This window comes from Confluentibacter lentus (assembly GCF_002806995.1).
In the GTDB taxonomy this organism is placed as follows: domain Bacteria; phylum Bacteroidota; class Bacteroidia; order Flavobacteriales; family Flavobacteriaceae; genus Confluentibacter; species Confluentibacter lentus.
This window is the reverse complement of the sequence record NZ_NIHE01000005.1, coordinates 217669-238797: the sequence shown is the minus strand read 5'-3', so window position 1 is coordinate 238797 and position 21129 is coordinate 217669. Positions and strand designations below refer to the sequence as shown.

The window sequence follows — 21129 nt, the reverse complement described above, 5'->3', positions numbered from 1 at the left end:
TAAAATAACTAATCTACTTTTTTATCCGTGCTTTTTATATCGGCATCTTCAACAAAATCACCTGCATTAACCAGCGTCCATTTATCAAGTGGTTTAAAGTATTTTTTTATCACGTTGTTCACATCTTCAACCGTTAAGCTGGTTACCTTATCTTCAATACTTTTATGAAACATCATATCTCTATCATAATGCAAATTGTTGTTGATAATTTCCGTAAGCTCTCCATCCTTTGCACGTGAGACATTTCCGCCTTGTACCCAGCTCGTAACCGCCACTTTTAATTCCTCTTCAGTAATTCCATCTTTTATAAAACGGTCAATTTCTTCTTTAAATCCGGCTTGTACTTTCGCTGCATTTTCTGGTGCATAAATGGCATATACCAAAATTGATGAATTCTTGTCATTTTTATCAGCATCTACACTTAACTGTCCGCCAGCCCCATAACTCACTCCATCATTTTGTCGTAAACGCGTGGTTATTCTAGACGTTAAAACACCTCCACCAAAAATATCTGCGGCTATTTGTAAAGCTGCATAGTCTTCATCATTTTGACTAACTTCTGCATTTAAAACACCTATACTGATAGCATTCTTTTTGTCTGGTGTTTTAATTTTTTCATTAGCCACTTTATTGATTACAAATTTATTTGAAATTGGCGTATAAGGTTTATCAGATTTATAGTCGGCAAATTCCTTTTCAAAATAATCCTTCAAGGCTTGTTCATTTATATTACCGATGGCCACTAATGTGGCACTATTTGAGATACCAAAAAACGTATCGTAATACGCTTGTATTTTTTCAATAGAAATATCATTAATAGCTTCAATGTCTTCTTCTATCGTTCTTACATAAAGCGGATGTCCTTTTGGATAACGTTGATTTAAAAGGCTTAATTGCTTACTTGCCAAATAATTCGGATCTGTTTTGTTTTCTTCAATGGCAGCCAAATCCTGGATTTTCAATTTCTCCAATTCCGCAGCATCGAATTTTGGATGTTTCAGCATATCGGTCATTAATGCCAAAGCTTCATTCAAATGCTCTTCAGTCGTGTTAATAGTAGCCGCCACTTTACCATTGGCACCATTAAAAAAGACAGATGACTTAATAGCACTCAATTTATCTTGAATATCTTGTCTGGAATTATTTTTTGTTCCTTTATTCAACATACGCAACGTATAGCTAGCTACCATACCATTATTCATAAAATCGTCCACATTACCAGTTCTTACCATGAATCTTAAGGTTATCGCTTTACCACGATTATCCTTTTTTATGAAGCCATATTCTATGGGACTTTTTGGAAGTGTTCCCGAATTTAACCTGCTTTGGATATTTTCATAAGACACATCAAAGGCTTCACCAGCATCATAACCTTCCTTCCCTTTATAGTTTGAAACCAAAGCTTCCAATCCTTCCGTATGCTCAATCTCTATACGAATGGGTTCTTTACTAGGAATAAAATTCCCAACCGTTCTATTGGTGTTTATTAAATAGCGTTGAATGGCAGCATTCATTTTTTCGGCAGTCATGTTCTCAACTCGATCCCTAACAATAAAAGATAAACGCCAATCGCCCGCCCCAATAAACTCACTCATATAAGTACCCAAATAGGCAGAATTTCTACTTATTTGGTCATATTGTTTTAACAAATTGGCTTTGGCCCTATTTACTTCCTCATCAGTTATTGGTGCCTCCTTAAAACCATCTAGTGCTGATAATAAAGTAGTTTCTGCTTCTTGTAACGATTTATCGGAAGGTACATCCACATTAAAATATAAAAATGAGGGTTCTTTTGTAAATGGCGAATAAGACCATACCGAAGCCGCCTTTTTTCCATCAACCAATGCTTTATATAATCGGCCTGAAGGCTGATTCATTAATATATCTTGTAAAACTTCCATGGCCGCATAATCTTCATGCGAGCCTGCCGGAATATGATAAAGTGCTGATAGTATTTGTAAATCCCCTATACGGCTTAATGTTACTCGTTTCTCACCATCTTGAGCTGGCTCAATAGTTGGGATATCCCTTAACGGTGTATCTGGATTTTTAATCCCTGCAAACTTCTTTTCAATCAATGCCAAGGTTTTATCTTTCTCAAATTTTCCCGTAATCATAAGAATGGCATTATCTGGACGATAATATTTTTTGTAAAAAGCTTGTAAATTCTCAATAGGCACACGCTCAATATCTGACCGATTGCCGATGGTTGTATTTCCATAATTATGCCACAAATATGCCGAGCTAATGACTTTATCCATTAATACATTAGATGGGGAATTCTCTCCCATTTCAAATTCATTTCTTACCACTGAAAACTCCGACTCTAAATCTTTTTTGGCGATGAATGAATTCACCATTCTATCAGCTTCCAAATCCAATGCCCAATCCAAATTTTCATCATTAGCATTAAAAGTTTCATAATAATTTGTTCTGTCATAATACGTCGTTCCATTAGGCCTAGACCCACGAGCTGTTAACTCTTTTGGAATATCGGGATGGTTTGTGGAGCCTTTAAAAAGCATGTGCTCCAATAAATGGGCCATGCCTTTTTCCCCATAACCTTCATGGCGCGATCCTACCAAATAGGTTATGTTTACGGTAATGGTTTGCGATGAATTATCGGGAAACAAAAGGACTTTCAATCCATTTTCCAATTTGTATTCTGTGATACCTTCCACAGTTGCTGTTTCCTTGATTTGTGCATACGTAATGGATGTGATTATTAGCATCACTAAAAGCACAAAAGATTTAAGATTTTGATTGATTTTTTTCATATTTAATCTATTTTTTAATTTTTATAAATATAAAATTTATATTCTTAATTCGAAATAAAAATTATGAATTTTATTACATTTTAACAAAAGCAATAACATCGTCAAAATGCATGAGCAACTGAGCGTTTTGAAAAACTCATCTAATATTAATAAGTTCGGTTTTTATTCCTCATAAATAATCGTATTTTTACCGCTAATAAAACCAAATCATTGATGGGTAAAATTATTGCCATTGCAAACCAAAAAGGAGGTGTTGGAAAAACAACAACATCTATTAACTTAGCTGCTTCTCTTGGTGTTTTAGAAAAAAAAGTATTACTTATTGATGCTGACCCTCAAGCAAATGCAACCTCTGGCATAGGAATAGATGTTGAATCCATAGAAATAGGTACCTACCAACTCTTAGAACATTCAAGTACCGCCAAAGAAGCCATCATAAAAACAAATACGCCTAATCTAGACATTATTCCGTCGCACATCGATTTGGTAGCTATTGAAATTGAACTTGTTGATAAAGAAGCTCGCGAGTACATGCTGAAAAAAGCATTGGCAGATATTAAAAACGATTATGATTTTATCATCATAGACTGTGCCCCTTCGCTAGGCTTATTAACTCTCAACGCCTTAACTGCTGCCGATGCTGTTATTATTCCCATACAATGTGAATATTTTGCATTGGAAGGTTTGGGCAAGTTGTTGAATACCATAAAAAGCGTTCAAAAAATCCATAATCCAGAATTAGACATTGAAGGGTTGTTACTTACCATGTATGATGCACGTTTGCGATTGTCTAACCAAGTTGTTGAAGAGGTTCAAAAACATTTTAACAATATGGTATTTCAAACCATTATTCAACGTAATGTACGTTTAAGTGAGGCACCTAGCTATGGTGAAAATATAATTAATTATGATGCATCTAGTAAAGGAGCTAGTAATTACTTAAGTTTGGCAAAAGAAATTATTGATAAAAACGCTTAAATTATGGCTAAGGCACTCAAAAAACAAGCTCTAGGTAGAGGTTTGTCCGCTCTTTTAAAAGACCCTAGCAACGACATACAATCTGTTCAAGATAAAAATGCCGATAAGGTTATTGGTAGTATTATTGAACTGGATTTGGATGCTATTGAAGTAAACCCATTTCAGCCAAGAACCAATTTTAGTGAAGAATCTCTTTTAGAATTAGCGTCTTCCATTAGGGAATTGGGCATCATACAACCCATAACCGTTAGAAAATCAGGATTTAACAAATACCAATTAGTTTCTGGGGAACGCCGTTTTAGGGCTTCCAAGATTGTTGGCTTAGAAACCATTCCTGCTTATATAAGAATTGCCAATGACCAAGAATCATTGGAAATGGCTTTAGTTGAAAACATTCAACGTCAAGATTTAGATGCCATTGAAATTGCTTTATCCTACCAACGATTGATTGATGAGATTAATTTAACGCAAGAACAAATGAGCGAGCGTGTTGGTAAAAAACGTTCAACCATCACCAATTACCTTCGCTTACTTAAGTTGGACCCTATTATTCAAACTGGTATTCGAGATGGCTTTATTTCCATGGGACATGGTCGAGCGATTATTAATATTGAAGACCAAAAAATCCAATTGAATATTTACGAGAAAATCTTGGAAAAACAGTTATCCGTTAGGGATACCGAAGCACTTGTTCGTAACTTTAATGTTTCTAAAAACATTGAAACACCGTCTAAAAATACTGTAAATCAAGATGTTCCAAATTTCATAAAAAATGCCATTCCCGTATTCTCTGAATACTTTGGACACAAAATTGACGTTAAAGTTTCTAGCAATGGTAAAGGAAAAATCACCATTCCTTTTCATTCCGAAGAAGATTTTAACCGTTTAAAAAAATTAGTTGAAGGTGCTAAATAAATGTCTGGCAATCTGTGTGTTTTCATGTTTGTTTTGTCATTCATTGATAGCTCAAGAAAAGGATTCAATAAAAACAAATCCGCCACCAAAAGAAGTCGTTATAGATTCAACTGTAGTTATTAGAGAGCCCATTGACGCCCTCGCACCTGCAAAAGCAGCTTTTTATTCGGCTATTTTGCCTGGATTAGGACAAGCTTACAATAAAAAATATTGGAAAATACCCATTGTGTTAGGTGCTATAGGTACAGGGGTTTATTTTTATACGACCAATAATAAAGAATACAATAGATACCGTGATGCTTATAAAAGTAGGCTGGCTGGTTTTAAAAATGATGAATTCTATTTTGATGCTCAAGGCAACCCATTAACAAATCCAAGAGTCACCACTGAAGGTTTAGAGCGTGGGCAAGAATTTTACAGAAGAAACAAAGACCTTTCCATTTTAATTACCGTTGGTCTTTATGCATTGAACATCATCGATGCCAATGTTGATGCCCATTTGATGCAATATAATATTGATGAAAATCTGTCGTTGGCACCACATTTCCATTTGAATGAAATCGATGGAAAAGGTCAGACTGGACTCACCTTAAATTTTAAATTTTAAAAAAGACATGAAAATAGCTTTACTTGGATACGGAAGAATGGGACAAACCATTGAGCAAATAGCTATAAAACGCGGACATACGATTGTTTTAAAAGTTGACAAAGATGATACCGCCTACGATATTACAAAAGCCGATGTCGCCATAGATTTTAGTATCCCCGATGTGGCTTTTAATAATATTTCCATGTGCTTGAACCATCAAGTGCCCGTTATTTCTGGAACTACGGGTTGGTTACATGATTATGATAAAGCCATCGCCCTTTGTAAAGAAAAAAAAGGAGCATTTATTTATGCTTCAAACTACAGTTTGGGCGTGAACATCTTTTTTGAGCTTAACAAAGTGCTCGCTAAAATGATGAGCAATTTAAAGCAATACAACATATCTTTAGAAGAAATTCACCATACAAAAAAGTTGGATGCCCCTAGCGGAACGGCTATTTCTCTCGCCAACGATATTATTGCCAAACACAACACTTATGAAAATTGGGCATTGCATGAAGGAAATGACACAACAATTCCTATTATTGCAAAGCGCATAGAAGATGTTCCTGGAACCCATACAGTTACTTATGAAAGCGATGTGGATACCATTACTATTGAGCACATAGCACACAATAGAGGTGGATTTGCACTTGGTGCTGTAATTGCGGCTGAATGGATTGTCGGGAAAACTGGTATATTTACCATGAACGATGTGTTAAATATTGGTTAATCCGTTACAAATGTGTAACATGTTTTTATGCCAACACACTAACTTTAAAAATTAAAAATTACGATTATGACGCTAACACAATGGTTACTTTTTATTTTAATTATTCAAGTAATCCACGGTTTGGGAACATGGAAATTGTACCAAAAAGCAGGTAGACAAGCTTGGGAAGCTTTTGTTCCTGTTTACAATGGTGTAATACTGATGAAAATAATAAACAGACCATGGTGGTGGGTTATTTTAATGTTCTTACCTGTAGTAAACCTGATTATGTTTATTGTAATATGGGTAGAAACTGCCAGAAGTTTTGGAAAAAACCAACCTATAGATACGTTTTTAGCCATCATCTCATTTGGCTTTTATAATTATTACTTGAATTATTTTACCAATGTTGCGCATATTAAAGACAGAAGCTTACACCCAAAATCGAGCTCTGGGGAATGGGCAAGTTCCATTTTATTTGCCATTGTTGCAGCCACAATTGTACATACTTATTTTATCCAACCATTTACCATTCCGTCATCGTCTTTAGAAAAATCGTTGTTGGTGGGCGACTTTTTATTTGTCAGCAAATTTCATTATGGTGCCAGAGTACCAATGACAACCGTTGGAGCGCCCATGGTTCATGATACCATTCCTAAGTTAAATATAAAATCTTACTTATTTGACGACCATAAAGGCAGTGATTCTTGGATGAACAAATTACAACTCCCTTATTTAAGAATTCCTGGGTTCCAAAAAATAAAGAGAAACGATATTGTGGTGTTTAATCAACCCGCAGACACCTTGCTGGATATGAATAATTTTCAACCAAATAGAAATTATTATAAACCTATTGACAAAAAAACCAACTTGGTAAAACGTTGTGTGGGTATTCCTGGTGATTCCTTAGAAGTAAGAGCGGGCTATGTGTATATCAATGGTAAAAAAAATGTACTACCAGACAGAGCACATTTACAATTCAGCTATTATGTACAGCCCAAAACAAGTCAATTTGACCCTATGTTTATGGCAAATAGATATGATATTACGGATGCTTTTGGTATTATTAATAATAACAACACCTATTTATTCCGAGCTATTTCAGACGAAGCTTTAGAAAAGTTTAAAAACAATCCTAATGTCGTTAGTATCACACCTAATATCCAAGAAAAAGGAGAAAGAGACCCAAGCATATTTCCCCATAACCCACAATATAATTGGAACAATGATTTCTTTGGTCCGTTGTACATTCCAGAAGCTGGAAAGACCATTGATATTAATTTAAAAGTGCTACCGCTTTATAAACGTGCCATTTCTGAATATGAAGGCAATACATTGGAAGTGAAAAATGACCAAATCTATATTAATGGTAATGTTGCCACATCATACACATTTAAATATGACTATTATTGGATGATGGGAGACAACCGCCATAACTCTTTAGATGCTAGAGCATGGGGGTTGGTACCATTTACCCATGTGGTTGGAAAACCTGTATTTATTTGGATGAGCTGGAATAGTTTCGGTCAAGGATTTAATAAAATTCGTTGGGAACGCATGTTTACTACTGTTAATGGTAGTGGAAAACCAATCTCTTTTTTCATACCTTTCTTAGTTGTTTTATTTGGTTTTATTGGTTTCAACAAGTGGAGAGCTAGAAAGAATAGTTGATTTGTTTATCTGTTGATTTGTTGATATAACGATTGAAAATGCACACTTATAGTTTTGAAAAATTAGAAGTTTGGGTTGAAGCAAAAAAGCTTTCAAAAGATATTTATACAATTACCAGTAAATTTTCACCTGACGAAAAATTTGGATTAACTTCTCAATTAAGAAGAGCTTCTATTTCTATTTGTTCAAATATAGCTGAAGGTTCTGCAAGAAAAACTAATAAAGATAAAGCCCATTTTACAATAATGGCTTTTAGTTCTGCTGTTGAAGTTTTAAATCAAATTATAATTTCTTACGAACTAGATTTTATTGATTTAAAAGAATATACCGCTTTTAGAAAACAAATTGAAAGTATAACTAATAAGTTGAATGCGTTAAGAAACTATCAAATAAACGAATAAACGCATCAACAAATGAACATTATATTACATCCAACATACTTCCCAAACTTGGCGCATTTTGTAGCTATGGCAAACGCCGATGAAGTCGTGTTTGAGGTTGATGATAATTTCTTAAAGCAAACCTATAGAAACCGTTGTTATATATATGGAGCCAATGGAAAGTTAGCGTTGAACATTCCCGTCATTCATACTCAAAAAAATCGTCAGAAATATAGAGATGTTAAAATTTTCAATGCAGAAAAATGGCAAGACCATCATTGGAAATCGCTACTGTCTGCTTACAGAACATCGCCTTTTTTTGAGTATTATGAAGATGAGCTTCAACCACTATTTCAAGAAAAAGCCGACTTTATATTAGATTTCAATTTTAAATGTTTTGAAACGATTTGTGATTGTTTACAATTGGAATTAAACACATCAAAAACAGAAGTCTATCAAAAAAACATTGAAAATACAAACGATTACCGATTTTTGGTAGATGCCAAAAAAGAGTATTTAAAGCCTTTTGAAACCTATAACCAAGTCTTTCAAGAAAAGCATGGTTTTATAAATAATTTAAGCATTCTGGATTTACTTTTTAATGAAGGACCTAATACCTTGAATTATTTAGAATCCCAAACCTTATCTCCTTTATCATGATACAAACGTTTGCCCATTACGGATGTCATCTATTATTACCGCTTTTTGTGGCATTAATTTGGTATAAATCGCAATGGAAATATGCTTTTTTAATCATGCTAGCTGGCATTTTAATTGATTTGGACCACTTATTAGCAACCCCCATTTTTGACCCGAACAGGTGTAGTATTGGATTTCATCCGCTTCACTCCTATTTTGCTATGACGTTTTATGTATTTCTTTTAATTCCGAAAAAATCTAGATTAGTGGCTTTGGGATTGGTGATTCATATGATAGCCGATGTGGTGGATTGTTCTTTTATGTGAGAAGTCGCCACGAATTCGCGAATTTTTTGATTTGTTACGTAGGTAGAAATATTTAAAATTAAGTTTTAATCATATACACTTCGACTTCGCTCAGTGTGACAGAGATAAAAAATTAGAAACTAATCCTCCAAACTCAATTTCGTCATAATCGGATAATGATCAGAATACTTCTGATTATAAGTCTTAAATCCGTTGACGGCAAACGCTTCATCCGCTAGCATAAAATCGATTCTTACAGGAAAAAACTTAAAATCATAAGTCCTTCCAAATCCATTCCCTGCCTCAATAAACGTATCGTTTAAATCGCCTCTAATACTTCTATAAACATACGAATAAGCCGTATTATTAAAATCGCCCGTAATAATCATTTTGTATCGGCACTGTTTTTTATGCGCTAAAAAAAGCTCTGTTTGTACTTGTTGCATCTTAAACGTTGAACCCACACGGTTAAAAAGATACGAGGTGTTTTCTTGTTTTAGTTTTTCAACATTGGTATCAATTTTTAACGATTGAAGATGAATGTTGTAAATCCGAATGGTATCCTTACCCTTTACAACATCAGCAAATATGGCATTATTGGCCGTATTTGGAAACTCTAAAGACCCTGAATTTATAATGGGATATTGGGAAAAAATAACCTGTCCGCTTTTTAATTTCTTCCCGGATAGCTTTTCATATTTGTATTTAAAAAAAGAAAAATCCAAGTCCGGATTGGGATGGTAATCTTGAATGTTCAAAATATCTGGTGATTCTTTTTTAATAAAATCCAGTATTTTAGTATCTATACTATCTTCGGGAATCCACTCATATAAATTAAACAACCTGACGTTGTAATTCATCACTTTAATATTATTGGTATTATCAATATTTTTAGAGGATGAAAATTTATAAAAAGACCCATACGTTATGTACCCAATTACAAGAACCGTTAATGACACTATAAGTTGGTTTTTTAGTTTGAATAACCAATACATAAAAAACAACACGTTGATGATGATAAGTACAGAAACCCCCAAACTAAGCACAGAAAGTACAAAAAATGCCTTTGGAGGCAAATATGGTAATATGTAAGATAACAATAATAAAGTAGCCGCAATGATATTTAAAACAAATATGATTTTATCAAAACGACTTAGTTTTTTCATGTTTTAGTGCTTTACTTACTCAGCTCTTTTGGGTTCTAGGTTTTTGGTTCTAGGTTTTTGGTCTTAAATCTTGGGTCTTCCCAATTATATGGTCTATCATCTATCTTCGGTCTTCGGCCATCCGTCTTCCTCCTCATTTCCCCGCTCTAAATAAAAATTCCTTTTCTTCAGCAGTTAAGCTATCATAACCACTTTTACTGATTTTATCTAAAATAACATCAATCTTTTTTTGATGATTAAACTCATTAAAATCAGCTTTAGTATAACCACCAACTTTACTTTTATTTTTATGGACTGTTTTTAAAGGCGATTTTTTTGAAAAACTGAAAAAATCAACAATGGCATCCATAAACTTTCCAAAACCTCTGCCTATATCATGTCCCTTTAAATATTGATTTGCATAAAAATAACCAAGTAATGCACCCCCCAAATGTGCCAAATTTCCCCCTGTGTTAAGTCCGAAAAGCCCAATCACATCAAAAACAACAATAGCAAGACCAAAATACCACAATTTAAGATTGAAAGTAAAAAACCGAAGTTCTTTATTTGGCATGTACGCACAAAGAAAAATGAGCAACGCCCTAACCGACGCTGAAGCACCTACCAAACTTGATGTTACCAGCAAGTTAGGAAACAAATTATAGCAAACCATAAAAAGGAGTCCGCCACTAATAGCCCCCAAAAAATAGACGTTTAATGCCAGTTTCGGATTGAACAAATTAAGAAACCATTGCCCTACCATATAAAGCCACAGCATATTAAAAAGGATGTGCATAAAATCGTAATGCGCAAAGGCATAAGTTATAACAGACCAAGGTTTTAAGATAAACACATCAAAATCGCTTGGTAATTCCAACCAATTTAAGCTACCACTTCTTGAACTACCAAATACTATTGATGAAACAAGACCAAACAGAAAAACAATGACATTAATGACAATGATTTTTTCCAACACATTGAGGCGTGCCAACTTAGTTTTTATATCTTGAGAGAGAGATGTCATACTAATTCCAACGATTTCTATTAAACTGATTTTTTTTCCAATACCACATAATTAAAAATCCGGTTAAGGCACCGCCAACGTGAGCCATATAAGCCGTATTACTCGGACTGAAAAACGATTGGCCCGTTACACCAGAAATTAAATCCAAAATAATAATACCAGGGATAAAATATTTGGCTTTTATAGGAATTGGCAAGAAAATCATCATCAATTCCGCATTGGGATTCATCATAGCAAACGCCGCCATAACACCCATAATGCAACCAGATGCTCCTACCATGGAGGCATTAAAAATGGGGAAAATCTGTTGCAGTTCAGATAATTGAGCTTGATTAATGCCTTGCAATACTTTATTTGTAGATAACATTTCCGAAATCTGGTCATAAGTTAATCCTGAATTTATCAAGTTATTATACGCAGGTAAATATTCTACATAATAATATCCAATTTGTAGAGCAGCAGCACCTAAACCAGCAGAAATATAAAGAAACAAAAATCGTTTACTTCCAAGGTAATATTCCACTGGGGAACCAAACATCCATAAAGCAAACATATTGAAAAATATATGCATAATACCACCATGCATAAACATGTGGGTGATGATTTGCCAAGATTTAAACGATTCATTTTGTGGAAAGTACATAGCAAACCAATCCGTAAATAAAATACCTTGACCAATTGTTAACGTACCAACAAACATAATCACATTAATGATTATTAAATGTTTCACGGTATCTGAAATCCTCATCATATTTATATAAATTTTTTATCCAATTCATCAACGCTCATGGTGATGAATGTGGCTTTGTTATTAGGTGACACATTGGGTTCTTTACAAGCAAACAAGCTGTTTACCAAATGTTCTTGCTCTTCTTTTTTAAGAGATTGCCCGCGTTTAATCGCTAAACTTTTTGCCATGGATTTTGCCAATAAATCGGTGGCACTAAAATTACTATCGGGCACTTCATTCTCAACATCGCTTATTAAATAGTCTAAAATATTACGCACCTCGTTTTCTGGAATATTTATAGGCAAACCTATGATTTCAACTAGGTCATTATGAATGTTTGAAAACACAAAACCAGCATGTTCCAAATCCACTTTTAGCTGTTTAATGATTTCAATATCAGTTGTTGAAAAGTGGAGCTCCAGCGGAAATAGTAATTGCTGGCTCATCCCTTCTTTTATCGTCATACATTTTAGAAAATCTTCATACAAAATACGCTGATGCGCTCTGTATTGATCTAAAATAAGCATCCCCGATTTAATGGTGCTAACAATATATTTATTATGAAGTTGATAGGTTGTTTGAACCTGTTCTGCTTGTGATTCCGAACCAAAAATGGATTCCGTAGATTCCTCACTTTCAAAATGGACTTCACTAAATTCCTTTCTGAAATCGTTTCCTTTGGATTCTAATCCTACATACAAACTATCCCAATTATTTAATGTCTGGGTTTTAAATGCTGTTATTTGTTTTCCAGAATTATAAGTTTCCTTAAACGGATTAAAACTTCTATCTACTTCAATAACAGGATTATTGACTTCTATTTTATTATAATTGTAAGGCGTATCTAAATTGGGATCACGCTCAAAATCAAGCACTGGCGCAATATTAAATTGTCCTAAACTATGTTTAACCGCCGAACGCAATAAGGCATACAAGGTATGTTCATCATCAAACTTAATCTCCGTTTTTGTGGGATGGATGTTGATATCGATAGTTTGCGGATTGACCGTTAAATATAAAAAATACGTTGGGTGCAAATCGCTTTTCAATAAACCATCAAACGCAGACGAAATGGCATGGTTTAAATAACCACTTTTTATAAATCGATCATTCACAAAAAAATATTGTTCGCCTCTGGTTTTTTTAGAAAATTCGGGCTTGCCCACAAATCCACTTATTTTTAAAACCTCCGTAGTCTCTTCAACAGGGACTAATTTTTCATTGGTTTTATTTCCGAAGATATTAACGATACGCTGCCTATAATTCCCCGTTGGAAGATTAAAAACCTCGCTTCCGTTATTAAAAAAAGAAAATGAAATGTTAGGATGCGCTAAGGCTACACGATGAAATTCATCAATAATATGGCGCAATTCCACCGCATTGGATTTTAAAAAATTACGACGTGCCGGAATATTAAAAAATAAGTTTTTTACCGAAATGGATGTCCCTTTTGGAGTCACCACAACATCTTGCGAAACGATACTGCTTCCTTCAATAATGATAGCATTACCAACCTCATCGTGCTCCTGTTTAGTCTTTAATTCTACATGGGCAATGGCAGCAATACTTGCCAACGCTTCTCCTCTGAAACCTTTGGTATGAAGTTGAAATAAATCGTCCGCCGTGCGTATTTTAGAGGTGGCATGACGCTCAAAACTCAATCGAGCATCTGTTGTGCTCATCCCTTTACCATTGTCAATGACCTGAACAAGGGTTTTCCCGGCATCTTTTATAATGAGTTTTATGATAGTTGCTTCAGCATCGATGGCGTTTTCTAAAAGTTCCTTGACTACAGAAGACGGACGTTGTACAACCTCTCCAGCAGCAATTTGATTAGCGACGTGATCTGGTAAAAGCTGTATGATGTCTGCCATGAATTACTTTGAAAAGAAAATGGATAAATCGAATCCGATGATAAAAAGGAAAATAAGAAGTAAAATACCCACAATAATCAATATACGTCTATTGGCTTCTCTATCAGGGTTTGTCTTTAAATCATCTATAGCATTGTTAAATTTTGTTTTCAGTCCGTTATTACTCCCCACTGTTTTTCTAAAATCGTCAAATTTATGCTTTATTTCAAAAGGGTTACCTTCTCCTTTGTCATCAAAATAACGAGGCGTATAACTGAATTTTTTATTTTTACGCAATTTTAAAAGTCCCATGATTTCTTCGGTTTTTGTTACATGTATTTTTTCTCCAATACATACATACAAATCAATAATAATACCAAAACAAGTATCAGCATTTTTATTGATATGCCCCCTTTTACTTTGCGCTTACCCAAGTGGCTACCTTGTTTCCATTTAGAAACGAAATCCGTTTCCTTTACAGTATTTACCTGATTGGCATCTGAATCAGTGTCTCTAGAAAATCTAGGTTTATAATTGAATGATTTATTTTTCCGCTGATTAAACAAAATAGTTGTATTGCTTATACCTCAAAAATACTTAAAAATAGAGAGAAACTAGGAAAGGAATTGCTAAAAATTGTTAACAGTTATAAAGTAGCAACTAACTATTTTTCCGTAAAAAAGCCATTTTAATAGCAGCAATAGCAGCTTCGGTACCTTTATTGCCATGTTTTCCACCAGAACGGTCTATGGCTTGTTGCATGGTATTATCGGTCAGTACACAAAAAATGACGGGGGTATCGTGCAACACATTTAAATCTTTAATGCCTTGGGCAACACCTTCACAAACAAAATCGAAATGTTTGGTTTCCCCTTGAATCACACTACCAATGGCAATAACGGCATCAACCAATTGTTCCTGCATTTTTTTGCTTCCATAAATAAGCTCAAAACTACCTGGAACATGCCAGGTTTTAATATTTTCTGGCGATACATTATTATCAATCAAAGCATGATAAGCCCCTTGAAATAAGCCTTCTGTTATGGTATCATTCCACTCAGAAACAACAATCCCAAACCGAAAATCTTTCGCGTTTGGGATTGTAGCTTTATCGTAATCGGATAAGTTTTTATTAGCCGTTGCCATATTATTTGTTTGCCAACACTTGTGCTTTTCCTATAAATACATCAATCGTTTCTGCTTCTGTAGAATTAGGAAATTCATCTTTAATTTTTTGAAAATGAGTAAGTGCTAAATCCGCTTTGCCTAATTCTAAAGCAATAGCACCTGCTTTGTATAGGTACATAGGTGACGTATACTCGTTAGTTCTCAATTTAGCTGCTTGCTCATAGTAATCTAAAGCATCTTCTCTCTGATTTAATTGTACAAATGCATCACCAATATTTCCTTTCGCCAATGGCGCCAATATGTCGTCATCACTCTTAAAATTGCTTAAATGCTCAACCGCTTTTTTGTAATTTTTCAATCTTAAATAAGACGTACCTGCACAATAATTAGCTAAGTTTGCTGCTGGTGTACCACTATATTCTTCAATAATATCCAAGAAACCAAATTTACCTTCACCACCATTCAACGCTAAGTTGAACAAAGAATCTTTTTCTACACCGTTAACAGCTTCATTAAAATATTTCTGGGCCTGAAACATATCGTTCATAGCTTCTACTTGCTTTGGTTTTGCTATAAATTCATTATACCCTAAATACCCCAATACAACTGCTGCAACAAGCCCTATGACAATAAAAATATATTTTTGGTTTTTTTCAACAAACGCCTCTGTTTTTGAAGCCGTTTGATCTAGTGTGTTAAAAACCTCTGCCGTTGTAGAACCTTCTTCAATAGTGTGTTCTATCTCTTCTTTTGTTTTTGGTTTGTTTCCTCTTTTATTATAAGTTGCCATGTATTGTATTTTAATGCGCCGCAAAAATATAATTTTTCTTCATAACTAAAAGGGTATTTATTTGATATTTTTCAATAATTTGCAGTTCTTTTTACGAGTTTGCACTCCAAATACCCTATAAGTTATTATTTATATGATTTTAAAATCGCTTTCACTTCTCAATTATAAAAATTTTGATAGTAAATCGTTTGTCTTTAATGACAAAATAAACTGTATTGTAGGTAATAATGGACTAGGAAAAACGAATATTTTAGACGCTATTTATCATTTGTCTTTTGGGAAAAGCTATTTTAACCCAGTTGCGACGCAAAATATTAAACATGACGAGGATTTTTTTGTCATTAGCGGCGATTACCATAAAGAAGACAGCACCGAAAAAATAGTGGTGAGTTTAAAACGCGGACAAAAAAAAGTAATAAAACGTAATGGCAAAATATATGATAAGTTTAGTGACCATATCGGACTTTTGCCTTTGGTCATCATCTCTCCAGCCGATAGAGACCTTATTATTGAGGGCAGCGACACCCGGCGGAAATTTATAGACAGCGTTATTTCACAAAGTGATAAAAGTTATTTATCAGATTTAATAAAATACACCAAAGTCTTGGCGCAACGCAATGCGCTTTTAAAATACTTTGCATTGAATCACACGTTTAATTCGGATACTATTGATGTTTATAACAATCAGTTAACAGATTATGGCACACGTATTTTTGAAAAACGAGCAGCTTTTTTAAAAGCATTTGTTCCCGTTTTTAAGTCGAGATACAAAGTAATAAGTAATGATAAAGAAGATGTGGAACTGGTTTATGAAAGTGATTTATTTGAAAACAACCTAAATACGCTTTTACAAAATAACATTAATAAGGACAAGGCTTTACAATATACCAATGTTGGTATCCATAAGGACGATTTAAGTTTTAATATTAAGGAACATCCCATTAAAAAATTTGGAAGCCAAGGGCAACAAAAATCGTTTTTAATTGCTTTAAAATTGGCACAATTCGATTTTATAAAGACACAAAGCGGCGTGAATCCTATTTTATTATTGGATGATATTTTTGATAAATTGGATGAAAATCGTGTGGCGCAAATCATTAAATTAGTGAACGATGAACATTTCGGACAATTATTTATAAGTGATACGCACCCTGAACGCACGGAAGATGTCATCAAACAAGTGCATCAATCTTATGAAATGTTTAGATTATAATTAGAACCTTTTAAATATGCCAAAACGCCATAACGAACATATCAGTATTTCCGATGCCCTTAAAGAATTTGTCGAAACCAATAAATTAGAAAAAGGATTAGATAAAGTAAATGTTTTGGATGCATGGGCAACCTTGATGGGCAATGGTGTTAACAATTATACAACTTCCATACAATTGGAACGTGATATTCTATATGTACAACTAAGTTCCAGTGTGCTTCGAGAAGAATTAAGTTACGGAAAAGAAAAAATTATTAATTTGTTAAATGAAGCACTTGGAAAACCATTAATTAAAAAATTAGTGTTACGCTAGTGAAAACCAATTAATTAAATAAAACAACAAATAACTAGGTAATCCGAATTATAGTACTATCTTTGGCACTTAATTTTTTATATTTATAACAATGAGTAAAGGTACCGTAAAATTCTTCAATGACTCTAAAGGTTTTGGATTTATCACTGAAGATGGCAACAACAAAGAACATTTTGTACACATTTCTGGATTAACAGATGAAATTCGTGAAGGTGATGCAGTAGAATTTGATTTACAAGAAGGTAAAAAAGGTCTAAATGCAGTAAACGTAAAAGTAATCTAATATATACTTTAACAATTTACAAAAAAAAGCCTGTCAATTAATTGACAGGCTTTTTTGTTGCTCCAACAATATTTTCTATTATATTTGTTATAATAACAAATTTAATTTTTTAAGTATGAGTAAAGGTACCGTAAAATTCTTTAACGAGTCTAAAGGTTTTGGATTCATTGTTGAAGAAGGTTCAAAAAAAGAGCATTTTGTTCACATTTCTGGATTAGTTGACGAAATTCGCGAAGGCGATGCCGTTGAGTTTGATTTACAGGAAGGTAGAAAAGGGTTAAACGCAGTAAACGTAAAAGTCATCTAATATATATACATTATCTATTATTTTAACTTTTTAGAAATTTAAAAGCCTGCTAATAAGCAGGCTTTTTAATATAACAATATTGCGACTATTATTTAAAACATCTCTCTACCAGAAAAATGGAAAGCACCTTCAATAGCTGCATTTTCATCACTATCACTTCCATGAATAGCGTTCTCTCCTAAAGATGCAGCATACATTTTACGTATGGTTCCGTCGGCAGCATCGGCAGGATTTGTGGCTCCAATCAACGTTCTAAAGTCTTCAACTGCGTTATCTTTTTCTAAAATGGCAGCTACAATCGGTCCGCGAGTCATATACTCAACCAATTCCCCAAAAAACGGACGTTCTTTATGAATGCCATAAAAAGTTTGCGCATCCTCTTTTGTCATTTGTGTTAATTTCATTGCCACTATTCTAAATCCCGAAGCTGAAATTTTTTCAAGGATTGCACCAATGTGTCCTTTTTCTACAGCATCCGGCTTTAACATGGTAAATGTTCTATTTGTTGCCATTTTTTTGTTTTAAATTATTCGATATTTAACTATTTGATAACCAGGTTTTCATGAAATAACTAATCAAATCTTTAGAAAACACATTTGAAAACCTCTTTGTAATTTTCGGTGCAAAAGTAACGTATTTCTCATTAAAACTAGGTAATCCAGTTTTAAAAAAATTGTATCTTCGCTTCCTATGACACAACAAGATATTGAACGTATTAAACAATTATTGGAGTCACCAAAACAGATTGTTATTGTTCCACATAAAAACCCTGATGGTGATGCCATGGGCTCCACCCTTGGTTTATATCATTATCTAAAAAAACTTAATCACCAAGTGACCCTGATAGCACCTAATGATTATCCAGATTTTTTGAAGTGGATTCCTGGTGATAGCACTGTTTTAAAACACGATTCCCAAACAAAAGAATCTGATAATTTAATACAAAAAGCTGATATTATTTTTACTTTAGATTTTAATGCCTTGCATAGAGCTGGCAATATGGAACCTGTTTTAGCCCAAAGCAGAGCCATAAAAATAATGATAGACCATCATCAAGCACCGGAAGACTTTGCTACTTATGTTTTTTCGGATGTTGCCATGAGTTCAACCTGCGAAATGGTATATCATTTTATTGATATGCTGGAAGATACCAAAAACATTGATGCTGATATTGCAACCTGTTTATATGTTGGTATTATGACCGATACTGGGTCTTTTAGGTTTTCGTGTACCTCAAGCCATACACACCGTATCGCTGCAAATTTGATTGAAAAAGGCGCTAACAACTCTCAAATCCATAATAATGTTTATGACACCAATACGTATGAAAAAATACAACTCTTAGGTTGTGCGCTTAGCAATTTAAAAATTATTCCTGAGTACAGAACAGCTTACATTACGTTGACCCAGAAAGAATTAACTAAATACAATTACAAAAAAGGAGATACCGAAGGTGTGGTTAATTATGGCTTATCCTTAAACAATATTGTAATGGCTGCCATTTTTATTGAAGATAAACAAGAAGGCATTATTAAAATATCATTGCGCTCTAAAGGAGACTTTTCCGTTAATGAATTCTCTAGAGCTCATTTTGAAGGAGGCGGCCATACCAATGCTGCTGGAGGTAAAAGCCTGTTGTCGTTAAAAGATACAGTTGAAAAATTTATTAGTATATTGCCTACTTATTATAAAGCCCTAAATAATGAATAAATTACTAATCCTCGCACTTTTTTTTATAGCTTTTGTTAGCTGTAAAATGCCAGAAGCAAGGAGACCTGTTTCTGTAAAAACAGGCTCATTCATTGATGCTTCCGTAGAAAGAAACAAAAAGTTAAATGCCAAAGAACAATCAACCATTAAAAAATTGATGGAACGCGAAAAGAAAGATTACATTGCTTCCAAAAGTGGTTTTTGGTATTATTACAACATTAAAGTGGATGCTGATAGTTTAGAAACACCAGAATTTGGTGATATTATTAATTACGATTATAACGTTAAAGACCTAAATGGTTCCTTAATATATTCCAAAGACGATATAAAAGATAAAACGTATGTCATGGATAAGGAAGAATTATTTACCGGACTTCGAGAAGGATTAAAACTTATGAAAACCGGTGAAACGGTTACCTTCTTATTCCCTTCCCAAAAAGCATATGGATATTATGGCGATTTAAATAAAATTGGGACAAACATACCTCTAATATGTGAAGTCACTGTGCATTCAATTACCGAAAACCAATCCGATTAATTTATGAGAGTTTTTAAACAGCTTCTAGGTTTATCCCTGATTTTTATAATGGGGTTTTCGTCTTGTGAGGCACAATACCCAGATTTAGAGGATGGTATATATGCCGAATTTGTTACTACTAAAGGGACTATGGTTGCTAAATTATTTTATGACAAAACACCTGTAACGGTAGCCAATTTTGTATCGCTTGCTGAAGGTACCAACACCCTTGTTGATGAAACGTATAAAGGCAAAAAATTTTATAACGGACTTATTTTCCATCGTGTTATGGATGGATTTATGATTCAAGGTGGCGACCCTATGGGTAATGGCATGGGAAATCCGGGATATAAATTTAATGATGAATTCAAAACCGATTTAAAGCACGATAAACCCGGCATACTTTCAATGGCCAATTCGGGACCCAATACTAATGGAAGTCAATTTTTTATAACCGAAGTACCAAAACCTTCACTAGACAACGTGCATACCGTTTTTGGTGAACTAGTTCTGGGAATTGATATCCAGGATTCCATCTCCAATCTAAAAACCGATTCTGCCAATAAACCTTTAGAAGCTATTGTTATTCAAGAGTTAAACATTATTAGAAAAGGTAAAGACGCGAAATCGTTTAATGCTACCAGTATCTTTAAAAACCATTTTGTAGAAATAGAACGCATCGCAAAGGAAAAAGCAGAAAAAAAAGCGGCTATGCTAAAGTCTAACCAAGAAAAATTCAAGACACAAAAAGAAAAAACAATCACCCTCCCTTCTGGGTTACAATATATTATTACCGAAAAAGGCTCAGGTGAAAAACTAGATGAAACTCATAAAATATTAGGAAATTATACCGTTTATTTTGAAGACGGCAAACTTTTGGGAACCAACAAACTAGATACTGCCGAAGCGCTTGATGCCGTTAACCCACGCCAAAAAGTGGCCAATGGTTATGAACCAATCATATTTGAAATTGGCCCAGATGCCAGAATGATTCCCGGATTTAAAGAAGGATTAAAACAACTAAGTGTTGGTGACAAAGCCACTGTTTTTATCCCTTATCATTTAGCATATGGTGAAAGTGGAAATAGAGACATACCGCCAAAAACAAATTTGATATTTGAAGTTGAAATTTTAGAAATTTTGAAATAAGAAT

General features: G+C 34.0%; 25 protein-coding genes. 15 read left to right on the top strand and 10 right to left on the bottom strand.

Annotation, left to right across the window (positions count from 1 at the left end):
• Positions 1-8 precede the first annotated feature (8 nt).
• A complete protein-coding gene (locus CDH50_RS11300; protein ID WP_100612375.1) occupies positions 9-2777 on the bottom strand; it encodes a M16 family metallopeptidase in 2769 nt (922 codons plus the stop codon).
• A 213-nt stretch (positions 2778-2990) separates the two neighbouring features.
• Between CDH50_RS11300 and CDH50_RS11295 the strand changes: the two genes are divergently transcribed.
• The 8 genes from CDH50_RS11295 to CDH50_RS11260 all read left to right on the top strand — a co-directional run bounded on the left by CDH50_RS11295 (position 2991) and on the right by CDH50_RS11260 (position 8984).
• Complete coding sequence (locus CDH50_RS11295; RefSeq protein WP_100612374.1) at positions 2991-3755, top strand: ParA family protein; 765 nt, start codon at positions 2991-2993, stop codon at positions 3753-3755.
• 3 nt (positions 3756-3758) lie between these two features.
• Complete coding sequence (locus CDH50_RS11290; RefSeq protein ID WP_100612373.1) at positions 3759-4670, top strand: ParB/RepB/Spo0J family partition protein; 912 nt, start codon at positions 3759-3761, stop codon at positions 4668-4670.
• A gap of 43 nt (positions 4671-4713) precedes the next feature.
• Positions 4714-5277: a DUF5683 domain-containing protein gene (locus CDH50_RS11285; RefSeq protein WP_232732004.1), complete on the top strand. Its 564-nt coding sequence runs from the start codon at positions 4714-4716 to the stop codon at positions 5275-5277.
• Between the two features lie 7 nt (positions 5278-5284).
• Complete coding sequence (gene dapB, locus CDH50_RS11280; protein ID WP_100612372.1) at positions 5285-5989, top strand: 4-hydroxy-tetrahydrodipicolinate reductase; 705 nt, start codon at positions 5285-5287, stop codon at positions 5987-5989.
• A gap of 66 nt (positions 5990-6055) precedes the next feature.
• Positions 6056-7639 carry a signal peptidase I gene (gene lepB, locus CDH50_RS11275; protein WP_100612371.1) on the top strand — a complete coding sequence of 528 codons (1584 nt, stop codon included), beginning with the start codon at positions 6056-6058 and terminating at the stop codon, positions 7637-7639.
• Positions 7640-7677: 38 nt separating this feature from the next.
• Positions 7678-8040, top strand: a complete 363-nt coding sequence (locus tag CDH50_RS11270) for a four helix bundle protein (protein WP_100612370.1) — start codon at positions 7678-7680, stop codon at positions 8038-8040.
• A gap of 12 nt (positions 8041-8052) precedes the next feature.
• Positions 8053-8679 carry a WbqC family protein gene (locus tag CDH50_RS11265; RefSeq protein WP_100612369.1) on the top strand — a complete coding sequence of 209 codons (627 nt, stop codon included), beginning with the start codon at positions 8053-8055 and terminating at the stop codon, positions 8677-8679.
• Positions 8676-8984 (top strand): DUF6122 family protein, encoded by a 309-nt coding sequence (locus CDH50_RS11260; protein ID WP_100612368.1) that lies wholly within the window; start codon positions 8676-8678, stop codon positions 8982-8984. Before CDH50_RS11265 ends, CDH50_RS11260 begins: the two co-directional genes overlap by 4 nt.
• A gap of 119 nt (positions 8985-9103) precedes the next feature.
• Here CDH50_RS11260 and CDH50_RS11255 read toward each other — a convergent pair whose 3' ends face one another.
• The 8 genes from CDH50_RS11255 to CDH50_RS11220 all read right to left on the bottom strand — a co-directional run bounded on the left by CDH50_RS11255 (position 9104) and on the right by CDH50_RS11220 (position 15633).
• Entirely contained in the window at positions 9104-10129 is a 1026-nt protein-coding gene (locus CDH50_RS11255; RefSeq protein WP_100612367.1) for an endonuclease/exonuclease/phosphatase family protein, read from the bottom strand.
• Positions 10130-10262: 133 nt separating this feature from the next.
• Positions 10263-11132: a rhomboid family intramembrane serine protease gene (locus CDH50_RS11250; RefSeq protein WP_100612366.1), complete on the bottom strand. Its 870-nt coding sequence runs from the start codon at positions 11130-11132 to the stop codon at positions 10263-10265.
• Between the two features lies 1 nt (position 11133).
• Positions 11134-11883, bottom strand: a complete 750-nt coding sequence (locus CDH50_RS11245; protein ID WP_100612365.1) for a rhomboid family intramembrane serine protease — start codon at positions 11881-11883, stop codon at positions 11134-11136.
• 2 nt (positions 11884-11885) lie between these two features.
• Positions 11886-13736, bottom strand: a complete 1851-nt coding sequence (gene mutL, locus CDH50_RS11240; RefSeq protein ID WP_100612364.1) for a DNA mismatch repair endonuclease MutL — start codon at positions 13734-13736, stop codon at positions 11886-11888.
• Positions 13737-13739: 3 nt separating this feature from the next.
• Positions 13740-14027, bottom strand: coding sequence for a riboflavin synthase subunit beta (locus tag CDH50_RS11235; RefSeq protein WP_100612402.1), 288 nt, complete (start codon positions 14025-14027; stop codon positions 13740-13742).
• Positions 14028-14044: 17 nt separating this feature from the next.
• The gene (locus CDH50_RS11230; RefSeq protein ID WP_100612363.1) at positions 14045-14281 is read right to left on the bottom strand and encodes a hypothetical protein; all 237 of its coding nucleotides are present in this window, start codon (positions 14279-14281) and stop codon (positions 14045-14047) included.
• Between the two features lie 94 nt (positions 14282-14375).
• Complete coding sequence (gene ribH, locus CDH50_RS11225; protein WP_100612362.1) at positions 14376-14861, bottom strand: 6,7-dimethyl-8-ribityllumazine synthase; 486 nt, start codon at positions 14859-14861, stop codon at positions 14376-14378.
• A gap of 1 nt (position 14862) precedes the next feature.
• Positions 14863-15633: a tetratricopeptide repeat protein gene (locus tag CDH50_RS11220; RefSeq protein WP_100612361.1), complete on the bottom strand. Its 771-nt coding sequence runs from the start codon at positions 15631-15633 to the stop codon at positions 14863-14865.
• A 133-nt stretch (positions 15634-15766) separates the two neighbouring features.
• Here CDH50_RS11220 and recF point away from each other — a divergent pair, with 133 nt between their 5' ends.
• The 4 genes from recF (at position 15767) to CDH50_RS11200 (ending at position 17749) form a co-directional block, all read left to right on the top strand.
• On the top strand, positions 15767-16846 hold the full coding sequence (recF, locus tag CDH50_RS11215; RefSeq protein ID WP_100612360.1) for a DNA replication/repair protein RecF: 1080 nt from the start codon (positions 15767-15769) through the stop codon (positions 16844-16846).
• Between the two features lie 16 nt (positions 16847-16862).
• Positions 16863-17159 carry a DUF721 domain-containing protein gene (locus tag CDH50_RS11210; RefSeq protein WP_100612359.1) on the top strand — a complete coding sequence of 99 codons (297 nt, stop codon included), beginning with the start codon at positions 16863-16865 and terminating at the stop codon, positions 17157-17159.
• A gap of 91 nt (positions 17160-17250) precedes the next feature.
• Complete coding sequence (locus tag CDH50_RS11205; protein ID WP_100612358.1) at positions 17251-17442, top strand: cold-shock protein; 192 nt, start codon at positions 17251-17253, stop codon at positions 17440-17442.
• Positions 17443-17557: 115 nt separating this feature from the next.
• Positions 17558-17749 (top strand): cold-shock protein, encoded by a 192-nt coding sequence (locus CDH50_RS11200; protein ID WP_100612357.1) that lies wholly within the window; start codon positions 17558-17560, stop codon positions 17747-17749.
• A gap of 92 nt (positions 17750-17841) precedes the next feature.
• Here CDH50_RS11200 and CDH50_RS11195 read toward each other — a convergent pair whose 3' ends face one another.
• Complete coding sequence (locus tag CDH50_RS11195; protein WP_100612356.1) at positions 17842-18261, bottom strand: nucleoside-diphosphate kinase; 420 nt, start codon at positions 18259-18261, stop codon at positions 17842-17844.
• 178 nt (positions 18262-18439) lie between these two features.
• Between CDH50_RS11195 and CDH50_RS11190 the strand changes: the two genes are divergently transcribed.
• The 3 genes from CDH50_RS11190 to CDH50_RS11180 are packed head-to-tail and all read left to right on the top strand — an operon-like array spanning position 18440 to position 21125.
• Positions 18440-19459 carry a DHH family phosphoesterase gene (locus CDH50_RS11190; protein ID WP_100612355.1) on the top strand — a complete coding sequence of 340 codons (1020 nt, stop codon included), beginning with the start codon at positions 18440-18442 and terminating at the stop codon, positions 19457-19459.
• Positions 19452-19997, top strand: coding sequence for a gliding motility-associated peptidyl-prolyl isomerase GldI (gene gldI / locus CDH50_RS11185; protein ID WP_100612354.1), 546 nt, complete (start codon positions 19452-19454; stop codon positions 19995-19997). Before CDH50_RS11190 ends, gldI begins: the two co-directional genes overlap by 8 nt.
• 3 nt (positions 19998-20000) lie before the next feature.
• On the top strand, positions 20001-21125 hold the full coding sequence (locus tag CDH50_RS11180) for a peptidylprolyl isomerase (RefSeq protein ID WP_100612353.1): 1125 nt from the start codon (positions 20001-20003) through the stop codon (positions 21123-21125).
• Positions 21126-21129 lie beyond the last annotated feature (4 nt).

Excerpts from the sequence above, each read along its gene's own strand:
- lepB (WP_100612371.1), top strand. The coding sequence starts at position 6,056 with ATGACGCTAACACAATGGTTACTTTTTATTTTAATTATTCAAGTAATC.
- CDH50_RS11205 (WP_100612358.1), top strand. The coding sequence starts at position 17,251 with ATGAGTAAAGGTACCGTAAAATTCTTCAATGACTCTAAAGGTTTTGGA.
- CDH50_RS11290 (WP_100612373.1), top strand. The coding sequence starts at position 3,759 with ATGGCTAAGGCACTCAAAAAACAAGCTCTAGGTAGAGGTTTGTCCGCT.
- CDH50_RS11220 (WP_100612361.1), bottom strand. The coding sequence starts at position 15,633 with ATGGCAACTTATAATAAAAGAGGAAACAAACCAAAAACAAAAGAAGAG.
- CDH50_RS11235 (WP_100612402.1), bottom strand. The coding sequence starts at position 14,027 with ATGGGACTTTTAAAATTGCGTAAAAATAAAAAATTCAGTTATACGCCT.
- CDH50_RS11270 (WP_100612370.1), top strand. The coding sequence starts at position 7,678 with ATGCACACTTATAGTTTTGAAAAATTAGAAGTTTGGGTTGAAGCAAAA.
- CDH50_RS11295 (WP_100612374.1), top strand. The coding sequence starts at position 2,991 with ATGGGTAAAATTATTGCCATTGCAAACCAAAAAGGAGGTGTTGGAAAA.
- CDH50_RS11190 (WP_100612355.1), top strand. The coding sequence starts at position 18,440 with ATGACACAACAAGATATTGAACGTATTAAACAATTATTGGAGTCACCA.
- CDH50_RS11255 (WP_100612367.1), bottom strand. The coding sequence starts at position 10,129 with ATGAAAAAACTAAGTCGTTTTGATAAAATCATATTTGTTTTAAATATC.
- CDH50_RS11195 (WP_100612356.1), bottom strand. The coding sequence starts at position 18,261 with ATGGCAACAAATAGAACATTTACCATGTTAAAGCCGGATGCTGTAGAA.
- CDH50_RS11260 (WP_100612368.1), top strand. The coding sequence starts at position 8,676 with ATGATACAAACGTTTGCCCATTACGGATGTCATCTATTATTACCGCTT.
- dapB (WP_100612372.1), top strand. The coding sequence starts at position 5,285 with ATGAAAATAGCTTTACTTGGATACGGAAGAATGGGACAAACCATTGAG.
- CDH50_RS11180 (WP_100612353.1), top strand. The coding sequence starts at position 20,001 with ATGAGAGTTTTTAAACAGCTTCTAGGTTTATCCCTGATTTTTATAATG.
- CDH50_RS11245 (WP_100612365.1), bottom strand. The coding sequence starts at position 11,883 with ATGATGAGGATTTCAGATACCGTGAAACATTTAATAATCATTAATGTG.
- CDH50_RS11300 (WP_100612375.1), bottom strand. The coding sequence starts at position 2,777 with ATGAAAAAAATCAATCAAAATCTTAAATCTTTTGTGCTTTTAGTGATG.
- ribH (WP_100612362.1), bottom strand. The coding sequence starts at position 14,861 with ATGGCAACGGCTAATAAAAACTTATCCGATTACGATAAAGCTACAATC.
- CDH50_RS11210 (WP_100612359.1), top strand. The coding sequence starts at position 16,863 with ATGCCAAAACGCCATAACGAACATATCAGTATTTCCGATGCCCTTAAA.
- mutL (WP_100612364.1), bottom strand. The coding sequence starts at position 13,736 with ATGGCAGACATCATACAGCTTTTACCAGATCACGTCGCTAATCAAATT.
- recF (WP_100612360.1), top strand. The coding sequence starts at position 15,767 with ATGATTTTAAAATCGCTTTCACTTCTCAATTATAAAAATTTTGATAGT.
- gldI (WP_100612354.1), top strand. The coding sequence starts at position 19,452 with ATGAATAAATTACTAATCCTCGCACTTTTTTTTATAGCTTTTGTTAGC.
- CDH50_RS11200 (WP_100612357.1), top strand. The coding sequence starts at position 17,558 with ATGAGTAAAGGTACCGTAAAATTCTTTAACGAGTCTAAAGGTTTTGGA.
- CDH50_RS11250 (WP_100612366.1), bottom strand. The coding sequence starts at position 11,132 with ATGACATCTCTCTCTCAAGATATAAAAACTAAGTTGGCACGCCTCAAT.
- CDH50_RS11265 (WP_100612369.1), top strand. The coding sequence starts at position 8,053 with ATGAACATTATATTACATCCAACATACTTCCCAAACTTGGCGCATTTT.